Below are 14,666 nucleotides of genomic sequence, written 5' to 3'. Positions count from 1 at the left end.
GAAGACAATGAGCTACAAGAACTTTTTGGTCGACATCGACGGCGACGGCATTGCGCTCGTCACCTGGGACATGCCCGGCCGTTCCATGAACGTGTTCACCGAAGAGGTGATGCGTGAGTTGAACGCCATCATCGACCAGGTCGTGGCCGACGCCGCGGTCAAGGGCGCTGTCATCACCTCGGGCAAGGAGAGCTTCTCCGGCGGCGCTGACCTGACCATGCTGCAGCAGATGCTGGGCCTCTTCGCCAAGGAGAAGGTGAAGGATCAGGAAAAGGCCACCCAGACGCTGTTTACGAATGTCGGCTTCATGACCGGCCTGTTCCGCAAGCTGGAAACCTGCGGCAAGCCGTGGGTGTCGGCCATCAACGGCACCTGCATGGGCGGCGCCTTCGAGATGTCGCTGGCCTGCCATGGCCGCGTCGCAGCCGATTCCGACAAGGTCAAGATGGCGCTCCCCGAAGTGAAGGTCGGTATCTTTCCGGGCGCCGGCGGCACGCAGCGCGTGCCCAGGCTGACCGACACGCAAGGCGCGCTGGAGATGCTGACCTCCGGCAGGAACCTGACCGCGCAGAAGGCCAAGGCCATGGGGCTGGTGCATGAGATCGCCGAGCCGGCCAAGCTGGTCGAGACGGCCAAGGCGATGATCCGCAACGGCCTGAAGCCGGTGGCGCCTTGGGACGAGAAGGGCTTCAAGCTGCCCGGCGGTCCGGTCTATTCGGTTGCCGGTGCGAACCTGTGGCCGCCGGCCATCGCCATCCTGCGCCGCGAGACCTATGGCAACTATCCGGCCGCCATGGCGATCCTGAAATGCGTCTATGAAGGCCTGCTGGTGCCTTTCGACACCGCGCTGAAGATCGAGACCCGCTACTTCACCGAGATCCTGCAGACCAAGGAAGCGGCGGCGATGATCCGCTCGCTGTTCGTGTCGTTGCAGGAGCTCAACAAGGGCGCCCGGCGCCCCGAAGGCATCCCGGAAAGCAAATTCAAGAAGATCGGCGTCCTGGGCGCCGGCTTCATGGGCGCCGGCATCGCCTATGTCACCGCCAAGGCCGGCATCCCGGTCGTGCTGCTCGACCGCGATCTGCCGTCGGCCGAGAAGGGCAAGGCGCATTCCGACACTCTGATCTCCGAGCAGGTCAAGAAGGGCCGCGCGAAGCCCGATGAGAAGGAAAAGCTGCTGTCGCTGATTACCCCGACGGCGGACTATGCCGATCTCAACGGCTGCGATCTCGTCATCGAGGCGGTGTTCGAGGATTCGGAAGTCAAGAAGGCCGCCACCGAGAAGGCCGAGGCCGTGCTGAAGTCGTCGGCGATTTTCGCTTCCAACACTTCGACCATCCCGATCACGGCGCTGGCCAAGAACGCGTCGCGGCCGAAGAACTTCATCGGCCTGCACTTCTTCTCGCCGGTCGACAAGATGATGCTGGTCGAGATCATCCTCGGCAAGAAGACCGGCGACAAGGCGATCGCCACCGCGATCGACTATGTGCGGGCCATCAAGAAGACGCCGATCGTCGTCAACGACACGCGCGGCTTCTACGTCAACCGCTGCGTGCTGCGCTACATGTCGGAAGCCTTCCAGATGCTGATCGAAGGCATCCCGGCACCGATGATCGAGAACGCCGCCAAGGCAGCCGGCATGCCGGTCGGCCCGCTGGCGCTGACCGACGAGACGGCGATCGACCTCGCCCAGAAGATCATGAAGCAGACCATCCGCGACCTCGGCGAGAAGGCCGTCGACAAGGACCAGTTCGCGCTGATCAACACGTTGGTCGACAAGCACGAGCGCCTCGGCCGCAAGAATGCCAAGGGCTTCTACGACTATCCGCCGAAGCCGGCCAAGAAGAAGCTGTGGCCGGGCCTGAAGGACCTCTACCCGCAGCTCGATCCCGACAAGGTCGACTATAAGGAGGTGCAGCAGCGCCTGCTGGTCACCATCGCGCTCGAAGCGGCCCGCGTCATGGAAGAAGGCATCGTCACCGACCCGCGCGAAGCGGATGTCGGCTCGATCCTGGCTTTCGGCTTCGCTCCTTATACGGGCGGTGCGCTCTCCTACATCGACGGCATCGGCGCCAAGGCTTTCGTGAAGATCGCCAAGGGCCTGCAGAAGAAGTACGGCGCGCAGTTCAAGGCGCCGAAGCTGCTTCTCGACATGGCCGAGAAAGGCGAGACCTTCTACCAGCGCTTCGATCCCTACGCGAAGGGCGAGGTCAAGGCAGCGGCGTAAGCGGGAACAGCTTTCTCCTCTCCCCGTTCACGGGGAGAGGATGCCGGCAGGCAGGTGAGGGGCTGCACCCGTCCTGCGGTTTTGGGGAAGCCCTCATCCGTCCCTTCGGGCCACCTTCTCCCCGTGAACGGGGAGAAGGAAGAGAGTAACAGCATGTATGTCTGGGCACGTTTTGCGCGCATGGCGCTGACGGCGAAGTCGCGCGGCGCTTACCGTGTCGGAGATGAAAGCCGGCTCACTTTCCGGTGTCTGCCGACCGACATCGACTTCAACATCCATCTCAACAATGCACGCTACATGATGCTGGCCGATCTCGGCCGCATCGACATCTTCATCCGCGCCGGCCTGATCGCGCTGGCCCGCAAACGCGGCTGGGCGCCGATGCTGGGCGGGCTGCAGACCGTCTATGTGCGCGAGATCAAGCTGTGGCGCAATTTCGAGGTGAGGTCGTCGATCGAAACCTGGGACGGCACCCAGGTGCTCGGCGCGCACCGTTTCGTGCTGGAAAACGGCGAGACCGCCGCCCTGATGAAAACCACCGCCGGCGTCTACGACCGCAAGGCCCGGCATTTCGTCGACATCCAGGAATTGGTCAACGCGCTTGGCTACGACGCGACTCCGCGTGCCCCGACCGAAGCCGAGAGAGCCTTCATGGCCTCGCACCAGGGCCTGCGCGCGGCGGCGAAGGGTGAGGCAGTCGGCAGTAGGCAGTAAACAATTGCCCTATTCCCCCATTCCCAGATTTGCCTACTGCCTACTGTCGGCTGCCTGCTGTCACCTAGCCATCTCTAGCCATCTTGATGGCAGGATTTCCTGCGCTATATTCTCTCTTCAAAACAAGAGCAGGAGGCGCTCATGGCAGAACCACAGCTTTCCGTACGCAGCGCGAAAGCCCGCGATCTCGCCCATCGGCTTGCCCGACGGGAGCGCCGGTCGATCGCCGACATCGTCGAACGCGCTCTTGAAGCTTATGAAGTCCGCGAGGCAGGCCGCGAACCTGCATCAGCCTTCTATGCGCGATTGGCTTCGGATCATGGCGCTGATATCGATCTGGACGCGGTGATCCGCGAAGATCGCAAGCCGCATACCGGGCCGGACCTTTGATCTTCCTCGACACCAATGTGGTTTCGGAAACGCTGCGCAAGGCACCCGACCCGGCTGTTGTTGCCTGGCTGACCCGCCACGATGCGGAGATTGCATTGCCGACCGTCACCATTGCCGAAATTGCCTTTGGCATCCGCAAGATACGGCCGGACCAGAGAGCGGATCGGCTGGAACAAGGCCTATTGGAATGGCGCCGCCGTTTTGCAGGTCGAATCTTCGGACTGACGGAGGAGGCAGCTTTGGCCTATGGCGAGATCATGGGCGAAGCCGTATTGCAGGGCCGGCCAATGACAGCGCCGGATGGCATGGTGGCCGCCATTGCCCGCTTGAATGGTGGCCGTCTGGCGACCCGCAATCTCAAGGATTTCGAAACGACGGGACTCGAACTTATTTCGCCATGGGCCTTTTGAGGAACGTTCGGCGCGCTTGTTTGTCGGCGATTGTGGCATTCGTCTGGACAGGGCCGGATGCCATGGTTAGAAGTGGAAAAGGTATTTTTTCCTGTTCGAAGGGAGCGAGCCGTGCTCTCGCATGATCGTGTCTGGGCCGCGATAGATGCCCTGGCGGAGCGCTATTCGCTGTCGGCCTCCGGGCTCGCCAGGCGCGCCGGCCTCGACTCCACGGCCTTCAACAAGTCGAAGCGGCAGTCGTCCGACGGACGCCCGCGCTGGCCCTCGACCGAATCGCTGGCCAAGATCATGGAAGCGACGGGCGCGACGCTGGATGAATTCATGGGACTGATCCAGGACAGGCAGGCGCGCCCGCACGGTTCTGGCGCCGCGGTGCCCCTGGTCGGTTTCGCGCAGGCCGGCGCCGGTGGCTATTTCGACGATGCCGGCTTTCCTGTCGGGCAAGGCTGGGATCTGGTCGAATTGCCGGCGCAATCCACCGATACGGCTTACGCCTTGAAGGTCCAGGGCGATTCGATGCTGCCGCTTTACCGCAATGGCGATGTTTTGATCGTGGAGCCGGGTGCCGCCGTGCGCCGGGGCGACCGCGTCGTCGTCAAGACCGGTTCCGGCGAAGTCATGGCCAAGGTGCTGGAGCGCCAGACGGCGCGCAGCATCTCGCTGCTCTCGCTCAATCCGGATCACCCCAACCGCGACCTTCAGATGGTGGAAGTGGAATGGGTGGCCCGCATCGTCTGGGCAAGCCAGTAGGATGGCGGCGTGAGACCGCTCCCCGCAGTGCTTGCCGTGCTGGTGCTCGGTGCTTCCGCCGCAGCCATCGTCGCGGGAGGCCGTATCGCCACGGAAAGTGCCAAGGTCGAGATATCCGACGAAGACGTGCCGACGCTGGACATGGTGGGCGATCCTCCGGCTGTCGACGAGCAGACCGGAACCGACGGCGATGCCGCTGCTACGCCGGAGCAGCAGTCGGGCCAGACCCAAACCGCTCCGCAGCCGGACCCCTCGCAGCCCCAGCAAGCCGCGCCGACGGCGCAAACCATCCAGCAGCAAGCGCAGGCGGCCTCACGCGCGATCGATCCGATGATGGCACCGCCGCCAGGTGACCCCGGGGCCTTGCAGCGCATCGAGCCGCGCGCGCCGCTGAGCAAGCTTTCGCTGGCCAAGCCGGCCAAGCAGGCGATGCCGGACGAATGGAAGGGCACGCCGCTCTACCAGCCCGTGGCGCCTGCCGCAGGCCGCATCGAGGCCAAGGGCTATTCGGTTGCGGTTTCGGGCGTCGATGTCATGCCTGAAGACGAGACCTGCACGGATGAAGCCGGCAAGTCATGGCCTTGCGGTGTCAGGGCGCGCTCGGCCTTCCGCGCCTTCATCGGCCATCGCGCCGTGAATTGCGTCGTGCCTCCGGAAGGCGGGCGGGACCTGATCTCGGCTTCCTGCCGCATCGGCAAGGTCGATGTCGGCCAGTGGCTGGTTTCCAACGGCTGGGCGCGACCGGTTGCCGGCGGCCCTTACGCGGAGGCGGGCGAAAAGGCCAAGACCGAGAAAAAGGGCATCTTCGGCAAGGCGCCGGAAATGGCGGGCCTGCCGCCAGCCCCGCCGCCTGTTTCCGCGCCCGAAGCGGTGCCGAGTTCCATCATCGACAGTTCCGGCCTCCGCGCCCCGGCGGCGCCGAACAATCAGCAGCCAACGGGGCCGGGCCAGATACCCGGCGGTGATCCTACGCTGCGAGTTTTCCCTCCAGCGCCTGGGCAATGAGCGCGCGCGTCTCGGTTATGCCGTAGAGTTCGGCGAAGGAGCCGAAGCGCGGGCCGCGTTCCTGGCCGATCAGCACCTGGTAGATCATCTGGAAAAAGGCGACCGATACGCCGGGCCCGCCTTCCGGGCTCTGCTTGTTGTGGTCCTGATAGCGCTCGATCTTGCGCGCCACGTTGAGCGCGCTGTTCTGGATCGCTTCGCCATTGGCGCCGGCAGGCAGCGCGGCCAGCGCATCCGAAAGCTTGGCAAGCGCCTCGCGCTCGACGTCGTCGGGGGCGCGGTAGACCTTGGTCGGCTTCACGAAATCGTCGAAATAGCGGATCGCGTAGCCGGTCAGCTTGTCGAGCTCGGGATGCGTGGCCGGCGTCACACCCTGCGCGTGGCGCGATATGAAGCCCCACAGCACGTCCTTGTTCTGGGCGTTCGAGGCGCTGACCAGGTTGAGCAGCAGCGCGAACGAGACCGGCAGGTCGATGGCCGGCGGGTGGCCGTCATGCATGTGCCAGACCGGGTTGCCGAGCCGCTCCTTCCACTCCTGGCGCGGATAGGCCGAAAGGAAGGAATAATATTCGTCCACCGCCTTCGGGATGACGTCGAAATAGAGCTTCTTGGCCTGCCTTGGCCGCTGATACATGTAGAGGCCGAGGCTCTCGGTCGGCGCGAAGGTCAACCACTCGTCGATGGTCAGGCCGTTGCCCTTCGACTTGGAAATCTTCTGGCCGTTCTCGTCGAGGAACAGTTCGTAGACGAAATGCTCCGGCGCGCGGCCGCCGAGGATGTTGCAGATCTTGTCGTAGACCACGGCATTGGTCTGGTGGTCCTTGCCGAACATCTCGAAATCGACGCCGAGGGCTGCCCAGCGCATGCCGAAATCCGGCTTCCATTGCATCTTCACCTTGCCGCCGGTCACCGGCAGCGTCGTCTCGGTGCCGTCCTCGTCGTTGAATGTGACGGTGCCGGCCTTGGCGTCGACATGCTTCATCGGCACGTAGAGCACGCGGCCGGACTTCGGCGAGATCGGCAGGAAGGGGCTGTAGGTCGCCTGGCGTTCTTCGCCCAGCGTCGGCAGCATCACCTTCATGATGGCGTCGTACTTCTCGGCAGCGCGCAGCAGCATCTCGTCGAAGCGGCCCGACTTGTAGTACTCCGTCGCGCTGGCGAATTCGTAGTCGAAGCCGAACGTGTCGAGGAAACGCCGCAGCATCGTGTTGTTGTGGTCGCCGAAGCTCTTGTAATCGCCGCCGAACGGGTTCGGCACGACGGTGAGCGGCATCTGCAGATAAGGCTCGAGCGCGGCGCGGTCCGGCACGTTTTCCGGGATCTTGCGCATGCCGTCCATGTCGTCGGAGAAGCAGAGCAGCTTGGTCTTCACCTCGCCCTTCGTCAGCACGTGGAAGGCATGGCGCACCATGGTCGTGCGCGCCACCTCGCCGAAGGTGCCGATATGCGGCAGGCCGGACGGGCCGTAGCCGGTCTCGAACAGCACGGTCTCGGGGAAATCGCGGCCTTTGTAGCGTTCGACGATCTTTTTCGCTTCCTCGAACGGCCAGGCTTTGCTCTCGACGGCGGCGGCAAGCAGTTCGGGATTGAGATCGATCGAATTGGATATGGCCATAACGGATGCCCTGAAAAACAAGCCCGGCCACGGTGCCGGACGGCATGCTCTAGAGCATGATCCCGAAAAGTTGAAGGCTTTTCGGACCCAGATCATGCGCAAGGTGCTCCGTGACGCATCGGTGCGTCAACGATTTCGGGCTTTTTCCCTTGGGTTGAGGGTATTCCAAGGAGGCGTTCGATCCTGCACGGCCTGCGGCGATCGATGCGCTCCACACACGATGCCCTGCCCAATAAGGGAGATTTTCCCAAGGAGAGATGACGTGTGCCTCGTTACCGGCAGCATTGCGAATTTTCTGGCGCGCAGCAGGAACTCGTTGCCTGCTGCTCCGCTAGCCAGCGGTCGCGTGGCTTGCAGCTTGCCGGACGTGGCGACAGCTCGACGACGATCTCATCGGCGACCATCGAAGGGGTGGCAGCGCGGTGCAGCTGCATCGGCTGGATGCCGTCGCTCACCTCGAAGGTCAGCCTGGCCGTCCTGTCGAGCGAGAGGTGGTCGGCGACCTTGCCGATGATGGCGGCGAATTTCCCGGCCGTCATCTGCTCCGGCGCGTCGTCGACATCCCAAAGCTGCACGAAGATTTCCGTCCAGGCTTCCGGATTGGCGCCGCAGTCGAGGCCGGCGAAGTCCCCGGCCTTCACTTCCGTCACGTGGTAACCCTTGCGCAGCGGCCGGCCGTCATGGCGGAAGGTGAGGCGGCTGGACGGATGATGGCCAAGCGCCTCCAGCAATTCACCGATCGTGATGTCATCGGCCATTGCCGCCGCCGGAACATGGATATTGCCAAGTGCGTTCATCTGCGCTAATCCTCATTTTGATACTTTTAGGATTATTGAAATATGGATGAACGTCAAGCCCTCGCGGCATTCGGAGCCTTGTCGCAGGAAACCAGGTTGCGCATCCTGCGCATGCTGGTCGTCGCCGGTCCTGACGGCATTGCCGCCGGCGCCATCGCCGAGAAGGCCGAAGTGTCGGCCTCCAACGTGTCGTTCCACCTGAAAGAACTGGAGCGGGCAGGCCTTGCCACGGCAAGGCGCGATGCGCGCTCGATCATCTACAGCGCCGAATACGATGCCCTGAGCGGCCTGATCCGTTTCCTGATGGAGGATTGCTGCGGCGGACATCCGGAAGTTTGCGCCCCTGTCGTCACCGCCGCGGCTTGCTGCACCCCGTCCAAGGACATTGTTCAATGAGTGATCACGTCTACAACGTACTGTTTCTGTGCACCGGCAATTCCGCCCGCTCGATCCTGGCGGAAAGCATCCTGAACAAGGAAGGCGCCGGCCGCTTCAAAGCCTATTCGGCTGGCAGCCAGCCGAAGGGTGATGTCAACCCCTTCGCGCTCAAGGTGCTCGAGGCACTGGACTATCCGACCGACGGTTTCCGCTCCAAGAGCTGGGACGAGTTTGCGGCACCTGGTGCGCCGGAGATGGACTTCGTCTTCACCGTCTGCGACAGCGCAGCGGGTGAAGCGTGCCCGGTCTGGCCGGGCAATCCGATGACGGCGCATTGGGGCATCGAGGACCCGGCCGCCGTCGAAGGTTCCGACATCGACAAGGAACGCGCCTTCTCCACCGCCGCGCGCTACATGAAGAACCGCATCGACGCCTTCCTCAACCTGCCGTACGCCTCGATCGATGATCTGGCCATGCAGCGCCATCTCAGGCGCATCGGATCGGGCGAGGGGGCGACGCAACTGGCGCTCGAAGCCATAGACGGTTCGGATCGGGAGTTCCGGGCCGCACTCGTCGACGCCGACCTGCCAGTCGACGACCTGGAAGAGCCGGGGCGCAGCTTCTTCAGCCTATCGCGCGGCGGCACCAGGGTCGCCTTCGGTGGCTATGAACTGCATGGCGAAGATGCCCTGTTGCGTTCGATCGTCGTGTTGCAGGGGCATCGAGGGCAGGGCGTCGGCGAGACGGCAACCGAGGTCCTGTTGGAACGCGCGCGTCTGGACGGCGCCCGCCGCGCCTATCTGCTGACCACGAGCGCGGCCCCGTTCTTCGAGGAATTCGGCTTCCATAGGATAGATCGCGCGGTGGTTCCTCAAACGATCCTTGCCACCCGGCAGGCTTCCGCGCTTTGCCCGCAGACCGCGATCGTACTCGAAAAGACGCTGGCGGCCTGATCGATGACCACATTCGAACGTTACCTGACGCTGTGGGTCGGCCTGTGCATCGTTGCCGGCGTGCTGCTCGGCCACCTCTTCCCCGGCCTGTTCCAACTCGTCGGCGCGGCCGAGATCGCCAGGGTCAATCTGCCGGTGGCGGCACTGATCTGGCTGATGGTCGTGCCGATGCTGTTGAAGATCGATTTCGCAGCCCTTGGCGAAGTTGGCCGCCACTGGCGCGGTATCGGGGTTACGCTGTTCATCAACTGGGCGGTCAAGCCGTTCTCGATGGCGCTGTTGGGCTGGCTGTTCATCGGCTGGCTGTTCCGGCCCTATCTGCCGGTCGGTCAGATCGATTCCTACATTGCCGGCCTGATCATCCTGGCGGCCGCGCCATGCACGGCCATGGTCTTCGTCTGGTCGAACCTGACCAAAGGCGAGCCGCATTTCACGCTGTCGCAGGTCGCCTTGAACGATGCCATCATGGTCGTCGCCTTCGCGCCGGTCGTCGGCCTGCTGCTCGGCCTTTCGGCAATCACCGTGCCATGGGGCACGCTGGTGCTTTCCGTCGTGCTCTACATCGTCATCCCGGTCATCGCAGCCCAGTTCGTGCGTCGGCGTCTGCTGGCCAGCGGCGGCCAGCCGGCGCTCGACCGGTTGCTTGGAACCCTGCAGCCGCTGTCTCTCGTTGCACTTCTGGCAACGCTGGTGCTGCTGTTCGGCTTCCAGGGCGAGCAGATCATCGCCCAGCCGCTGGTCATTGCCTTGCTGGCCGTGCCGATCCTGATCCAGGTCTATTTCAATGCCGGGCTTGCCTATCTGCTCAACCGCATCAGCGGCGAACAGCATTGCGTGGCCGGTCCCTCGGCGCTGATCGGCGCTTCCAACTTCTTCGAGCTGGCGGTTGCCGCCGCTATCAGCCTGTTCGGTTTCCACTCGGGTGCAGCGCTCGCCACCGTGGTTGGCGTGCTGGTCGAGGTGCCGGTGATGCTCTCGGTCGTGTGGATCGTGAACCGTTCGAAGCCCTGGTACGAACGCGGCCTGAAGCCTGTATCTGCCGCAGAAACCGGAGAGGCATGATGACTGTCACCATTTATCACAATCCGGACTGCGGCACGTCCCGCAACACCCTGGCGATGATCAGGGCCAGCGGCGAGGACCCTGTCGTCATCGAGTACCTTGTCGAGCCGCCATCGCGGCAGCGGCTGGTGGACTTGATGGCTGCCATGCGGATCACGCCAAGGCAGCTGCTGCGCGAGAAGGGGACGCCCTATGGCGAGCTCGGTCTGGCCGACGGCAAATGGTCGGATGACGAACTGGTGGACTTCATGATGACGTATCCGATCCTGATCAATCGTCCGATCGTAGAGACATCGAAAGGCACGCGGCTTTGCCGGCCGTCCGAAGCCGTGCTCGAGCTGCTTGACAACCCCGTTGCCACCTTCACCAAAGAAGACGGCGAAGTGGTGCGGCACGATCCAGAGGCTGCCCGGTAGTGTCACTGCACAATCTCGACATGAGCGCTTTCCGGTTGCCGGACGCGAAAGCCCTGGGCGCGGCGTTTCCGGCCCATAAGCCGCGTATCCTGCTGCTCTACGGGTCGCTGCGGGAGCGCTCCTACAGCCGCCTTCTGGCATTGGAAGCGCAGCGTCTTCTCGATGCCATGGGTGCGGAGACACGCGTCTTCCACGCCGACGGCATGCCGCTGCCGGACGATGCGCCAGCCGACCATCCGAAGGTTCGGGAACTGCGTGAGGCCATGCTGTGGTCTGAGGGGCAGGTTTGGTCCAGTCCCGAGCGGCACGGAGCGATGAGCGCTGTGATGAAGGCGCAGATCGACTGGATCCCGCTTCCCGGCGGCGCCGTGCGTCCGACACAGGGGCGCACGCTGGCGTTGATGCAGGTTAGCGGCGGTTCGCAGTCCTTCAACGCAGTCAACCAGATGCGCATTCTCGGACGCTGGATGCGCATGATCACCATTCCCAACCAGTCTTCGGTGGCCAGGGCTTGGCAGGAGTTCGACGAGGCTGGCAGGATGCGCCCATCCTCCTATTACGACCGCGTGGTCGATGTCATGGAAGAGCTGATGAAGTTCACGCTTTTGACGCGCGGCATCTCCGCCCACCTCACCGACCGCTACAGCGAGCGCAAGGAGAGCGTCGCGCGTCTGGACGAGCGCGTGGGCCGCGCCTCGCAATGATGGCGAGGCAGACGCCGCTCGCCGCCGTGGCGGCGTTGGGGGTCACCCAGATCGTCGCCTATGGCACGCTCTATTATTCTTTCAGCATTCTTGCGCCCGACATGGCGGTCGATCTCGGCTGGTCGAAGGAATGGGTGTTCGGCGCGCTGTCGGTTGCGTTGCTGGTCGGCGGGCTTGCCGCGCCCTGGTTCGGACGGTTGATCGACCGGCATGGTGCCGGACGCATGATGACGGCTGGCTCGCTGCTGGCGGCAGCCGCGCTGGCTGCCTGCGCGGCCGCACCCAACGGAGCCGTCTTCGTTGCGGCATTGATTGCCCTGGAACTCGCCTCGAACCTTGTCCAGTATGGCGCGGCCTTTGCGCTTCTCGTGCAGTTGCAGCCCCATGTCGCGGCCCGCAGCATCACCTATCTCACCTTGATCGGCGGCTTTGCTTCGACCATTTTCTGGCCGGTCACGAGCGCGCTGCATCGCCTGCTGAGCTGGCAGGAAGTCTATCTGGTTTTCGCCGCGCTCAATCTGGTCGTCTGTCTGCCGCTGCACGGCTGGCTGTCGGCAGGCCTGGCGCGCAGCCGGGCTGGCTCGTCCGCGGCACCTGTCCCGGTCCTGGGACGATTGCCGGATGGCAGCAAGCGGAGGGGCTTTGCCCTGATGGTCGCGGGCTTCGCACTACAGTCGCTGGTCGGCGCGGCAATCCTGGTGCACATGGTTCCGCTGCTTTCCGGCCTCGGCCTCGGCGCTTCGGCGGCATTCATCGGAACGCTGTTCGGCCCGTCGCAGGTGGTAAGCCGCCTGATCAACATGGGGTTCGGCCGCAACCTGTCGCCGGTGGTGCTGGCGGTCATCGCCGCGACGTTGATGCCTTTGGGGGTCGTCGTGCTGGCCGCGACGGCGCCGTCGGTTGCCGGCGCCATGGCTTTCGCCATCCTGTTCGGGCTGGGCAACGGGCTGCTCAGCATCGTCTCGGGCACCCTGCCGCTCCATCTGTTCGGCAGCGAGGGCTATGGCCGGCTGCAGGGCAAGGTCAATGCCGCGCGTCTTGTCGTCTCGGCAACCGCGCCTTTTGCCCTGGCGTTCGGCATGATTTGGATCGGTGTCATCCCGTCCCTCGCCGCAGCCATCACCGCGGGCGTTCTTGCCGTTCTGGCATTCCTGATGATCCAACGGGTTTAGGAGACGGTATGTCGGCAAACGCCAGCGTGATATAAGGAAGTCCGTCTCTCGATTGAACGCAATCGATTTGCGACGACTGCAACGACACGGCAGGTGAAAGCGCCGGTGAACATGCGCCCCCAGAGAAGGCCCTCCTACGATCGGTGTGATGACGACGCCTAGAGCGCCGCGCGTCCGTTTGGACGCGCAAAGGACGCTCTAGCACTTTCAAACTGCGCATCGTGCTGTCCGAAAATCGATTTCGATTTTCGGGGCGATGCGCCGCTCGACGTCCTTCAACCACCGTTTGAACCTTTTTCCTGGAGGTTACCATGTTCTCGTCGCGTGCGGCGATCGTCAGCGCGTGCCTGTGTTGGGCACTCGGCACGATCCTCAGCAAAACACTGCTCTCGTCGTTTTCCCCTGTCACCATCCTGGTCTTTCAATTGACGCCGAGCGTCATCGTATTGTGGCTCGCGGTCGTTCTCGCCAGGTCACCGGTTCCCTCAGGCCGCCTGCTGCCTGCAATTGCGCTGCTCGGTCTTTTGAATCCCGGATGGGCCTATACGCTCAGCATGTTCGGCCTTGCCGAAACCTCTGCCAGTGTCGCTACCTTGCTCTGGGCCTTCGAACCGATCCTCATTCTTGGTCTTGCCTGGGCTTTTCTAAAGGAACGGATAGATCGGCAGCTCGTCGGTCTCGTTGCCCTTGCAACCTGCGGTGTCTTGCTGGTCAGCGGGCTTTGGGGCGGTTCTGCCGCGATCGGTTCGGGTTCGGTTCTGATCCTGGCTGGCGTTCTGTGCTGTGCGATCTACACGATCCTGGCACGCAATCTCGACGCCGACCCGCTTTTCACGGTCGCCGTGCAGCAGAGCGTTGCACTCGGTTGGGTGCTCGCGATCTGGCCGTTCGAACTGCGTTTCGTTGGCGTGCCGAACATCGCGACCATCCCTTTCCGGGACGTTGCCACGATCATTCTTTCGGGGTTTCTCTACTACGCGCTCGCCTATTGGTTCTATCTGCACGCACTCCGGTCGATGGCCGCAAGCGTCGCGGGCTCCTTCTTCAATCTCATTCCAGTGTTCGGAGTGATGGGATCGTTTTTATTCCTGGGCGAGCGTCTTGCCCTGTCGCAATGGCTGGGTGCCGTCCTGATCGTCGGGGCGGCGGTGACTGTCCTGCGGCGTAGAACCGACATACCCATGACCGCACAGCGACGTTCCCCGCAACAGGATGTTCCGCTATCCACACTCGACGATCACCAACTCGACGATCTCGGCATAAGCTGTGAACAGGCGAACGAAATCGATGAGCGGACAAGCCATCGGCTCGGGCTATGGAATGCTTTTGCGTCCAGGCGGCGAATTCGGTAGCCGCAGCCGATCCTGAACTGCCTCGACTGGTGCCGCGGCGCTGACTGCGGGTTGGTCGAGGCGCTTCATGAGGTATGCCGAAGCCTTCGGCACGCTGCAGGGATCGTTGAAGTGGTGCGGAACCATGCAAAATGGCGCCTGGCGATTCCGGCAAGTCCTGCGCGCAGAGCGATCGTTTCGGCGATCTGACATGACGCTGGCGGCCATTCGGCGTCGGTCGCGTTTTGACGTTGCGTCGTTGCCCTATCGTGGGCAGGATGTGGTGCGGCTATGCGAGGAAGATGCCACGGTCGGCCTTGCCGCGTTCCTCCTCTTGTCGGTCGCCGCCTTGTTCTTCGCGCCTTTCATCGGACACTACCTGTCCCCGAACGTGACGGCGATCACCAAACGTCTGATGGGAATGATACTTGCCGCGATCGCGGCCGAAATGATCATGGCAAGCCTCAAGGCGTCTTTCAGCGGTCTTGCCGGCTAACTCAACCCAAGGAGTGTCGTGCGATGCAGGAGTTCGATTTCTACACCAATACGGAAAAGCCCACGCTGGGGATCTATGTCCGCAAGGGTGCCGGACTGCCTGATCTCCTGGATGCCGGCCAGTGGAGCCTGGACGGCACGGTCGGACAGAATGAACTGTCCCCCGAAATCCTGAAACAGGTCGAAGCCGATGGGCATGCCTTCCAGGAACTGGGGGATGGCTAGACAGGATCCGGGACGCGACAGT

Annotated in this window: 17 protein-coding genes and 1 pseudogene; 16 read left to right on the top strand and 2 right to left on the bottom strand. The window is 63.3% G+C overall.

The features are described from left to right. The first annotated feature begins 7 nt into the window (after window positions 1-7). The 6 genes from ACFWXH_RS23000 to ACFWXH_RS22975 all read left to right on the top strand — a co-directional run bounded on the left by ACFWXH_RS23000 (window position 8) and on the right by ACFWXH_RS22975 (window position 5,496). The gene (locus tag ACFWXH_RS23000) at window positions 8-2,227 is read left to right on the top strand and encodes a 3-hydroxyacyl-CoA dehydrogenase NAD-binding domain-containing protein (RefSeq protein WP_379123646.1); all 2,220 of its coding nucleotides are present in this window, start codon (window positions 8-10) and stop codon (window positions 2,225-2,227) included. A gap of 153 nt (window positions 2,228-2,380) precedes the next feature. Then, window positions 2,381-2,941 (top strand): thioesterase family protein, encoded by a 561-nt coding sequence (locus ACFWXH_RS22995; protein ID WP_379123645.1) that lies wholly within the window; start codon window positions 2,381-2,383, stop codon window positions 2,939-2,941. Between the two features lie 141 nt (window positions 2,942-3,082). Then, window positions 3,083-3,331: a type II toxin-antitoxin system VapB family antitoxin gene (locus ACFWXH_RS22990; protein WP_379123644.1), complete on the top strand. Its 249-nt coding sequence runs from the start codon at window positions 3,083-3,085 to the stop codon at window positions 3,329-3,331. After that, window positions 3,328-3,741, top strand: coding sequence for a type II toxin-antitoxin system VapC family toxin (locus ACFWXH_RS22985; protein ID WP_379123643.1), 414 nt, complete (start codon window positions 3,328-3,330; stop codon window positions 3,739-3,741). The genes ACFWXH_RS22990 and ACFWXH_RS22985 overlap by 4 nt, the downstream gene beginning before the upstream one ends. Window positions 3,742-3,852: 111 nt before the next feature. Next, window positions 3,853-4,491 carry a S24 family peptidase gene (locus ACFWXH_RS22980; protein WP_379123642.1) on the top strand — a complete coding sequence of 213 codons (639 nt, stop codon included), beginning with the start codon at window positions 3,853-3,855 and terminating at the stop codon, window positions 4,489-4,491. A gap of 9 nt (window positions 4,492-4,500) precedes the next feature. Further along, a complete protein-coding gene (locus ACFWXH_RS22975) occupies window positions 4,501-5,496 on the top strand; it encodes a thermonuclease family protein (protein WP_379123641.1) in 996 nt (331 codons plus the stop codon). On the opposite strand, the gene ACFWXH_RS22970 is transcribed toward ACFWXH_RS22975, so the two are convergent. Both ACFWXH_RS22970 and ACFWXH_RS22965 read right to left on the bottom strand, forming a co-directional pair. Next, window positions 5,459-7,111, bottom strand: coding sequence for a lysine--tRNA ligase (locus tag ACFWXH_RS22970; RefSeq protein ID WP_379123640.1), 1,653 nt, complete (start codon window positions 7,109-7,111; stop codon window positions 5,459-5,461). The two genes, ACFWXH_RS22975 and ACFWXH_RS22970, sit on opposite strands and share 38 nt — an antisense overlap. 272 nt (window positions 7,112-7,383) lie before the next feature. Further along, complete coding sequence (locus tag ACFWXH_RS22965; protein ID WP_379123639.1) at window positions 7,384-7,908, bottom strand: DUF6428 family protein; 525 nt, start codon at window positions 7,906-7,908, stop codon at window positions 7,384-7,386. Window positions 7,909-7,950: 42 nt separating this feature from the next. Here ACFWXH_RS22965 and ACFWXH_RS22960 point away from each other — a divergent pair, with 42 nt between their 5' ends. The 10 genes and pseudogenes from ACFWXH_RS22960 (at window position 7,951) to ACFWXH_RS22915 (ending at window position 14,644) form a co-directional block, all read left to right on the top strand. Continuing rightward, the gene (locus tag ACFWXH_RS22960; RefSeq protein WP_379123638.1) at window positions 7,951-8,304 is read left to right on the top strand and encodes an ArsR/SmtB family transcription factor; all 354 of its coding nucleotides are present in this window, start codon (window positions 7,951-7,953) and stop codon (window positions 8,302-8,304) included. Then, a pseudogene (locus tag ACFWXH_RS22955) lies at window positions 8,301-8,804 on the top strand (arsenate reductase ArsC); the annotation flags it as partial. The gene ACFWXH_RS22960 and the pseudogene ACFWXH_RS22955, both read left to right, overlap by 4 nt. Further along, window positions 8,781-9,239, top strand: a complete 459-nt coding sequence (arsN2, locus tag ACFWXH_RS22950) for an arsenic resistance N-acetyltransferase ArsN2 (RefSeq protein WP_379123832.1) — start codon at window positions 8,781-8,783, stop codon at window positions 9,237-9,239. The pseudogene ACFWXH_RS22955 and the gene arsN2, both read left to right, overlap by 24 nt. Before the next feature lie 3 nt (window positions 9,240-9,242). Then, window positions 9,243-10,301, top strand: a complete 1,059-nt coding sequence (arsB, locus tag ACFWXH_RS22945; protein WP_379123637.1) for an ACR3 family arsenite efflux transporter — start codon at window positions 9,243-9,245, stop codon at window positions 10,299-10,301. Continuing rightward, window positions 10,301-10,717 (top strand): arsenate reductase (glutaredoxin), encoded by a 417-nt coding sequence (arsC, locus tag ACFWXH_RS22940; protein ID WP_379123636.1) that lies wholly within the window; start codon window positions 10,301-10,303, stop codon window positions 10,715-10,717. The genes arsB and arsC overlap by 1 nt, the downstream gene beginning before the upstream one ends. Window positions 10,718-10,737: 20 nt before the next feature. Beyond that, window positions 10,738-11,421, top strand: a complete 684-nt coding sequence (gene arsH, locus ACFWXH_RS22935) for an arsenical resistance protein ArsH (protein ID WP_379123831.1) — start codon at window positions 10,738-10,740, stop codon at window positions 11,419-11,421. Then, window positions 11,421-12,593 (top strand): arsenite efflux MFS transporter ArsK, encoded by a 1,173-nt coding sequence (arsK, locus tag ACFWXH_RS22930; protein WP_379123830.1) that lies wholly within the window; start codon window positions 11,421-11,423, stop codon window positions 12,591-12,593. Before arsH ends, arsK begins: the two co-directional genes overlap by 1 nt. Before the next feature lie 311 nt (window positions 12,594-12,904). Further along, complete coding sequence (locus tag ACFWXH_RS22925; protein WP_379123634.1) at window positions 12,905-13,945, top strand: DMT family transporter; 1,041 nt, start codon at window positions 12,905-12,907, stop codon at window positions 13,943-13,945. A gap of 67 nt (window positions 13,946-14,012) precedes the next feature. Beyond that, window positions 14,013-14,420 (top strand): hypothetical protein, encoded by a 408-nt coding sequence (locus ACFWXH_RS22920; RefSeq protein ID WP_379123633.1) that lies wholly within the window; start codon window positions 14,013-14,015, stop codon window positions 14,418-14,420. Window positions 14,421-14,443: 23 nt separating this feature from the next. Next, on the top strand, window positions 14,444-14,644 hold the full coding sequence (locus ACFWXH_RS22915) for a hypothetical protein (RefSeq protein WP_379123632.1): 201 nt from the start codon (window positions 14,444-14,446) through the stop codon (window positions 14,642-14,644). Window positions 14,645-14,666: the final 22 nt, after the last annotated feature.

This window comes from Mesorhizobium sp. NPDC059054, from assembly GCF_042739215.1.
In the GTDB taxonomy this organism is placed as follows: Bacteria; Pseudomonadota; Alphaproteobacteria; order Rhizobiales; family Rhizobiaceae; genus Mesorhizobium.
The sequence above is the reverse complement of the archived record's forward strand: the minus strand, read 5'-3'. Positions and strand labels throughout refer to the sequence as shown.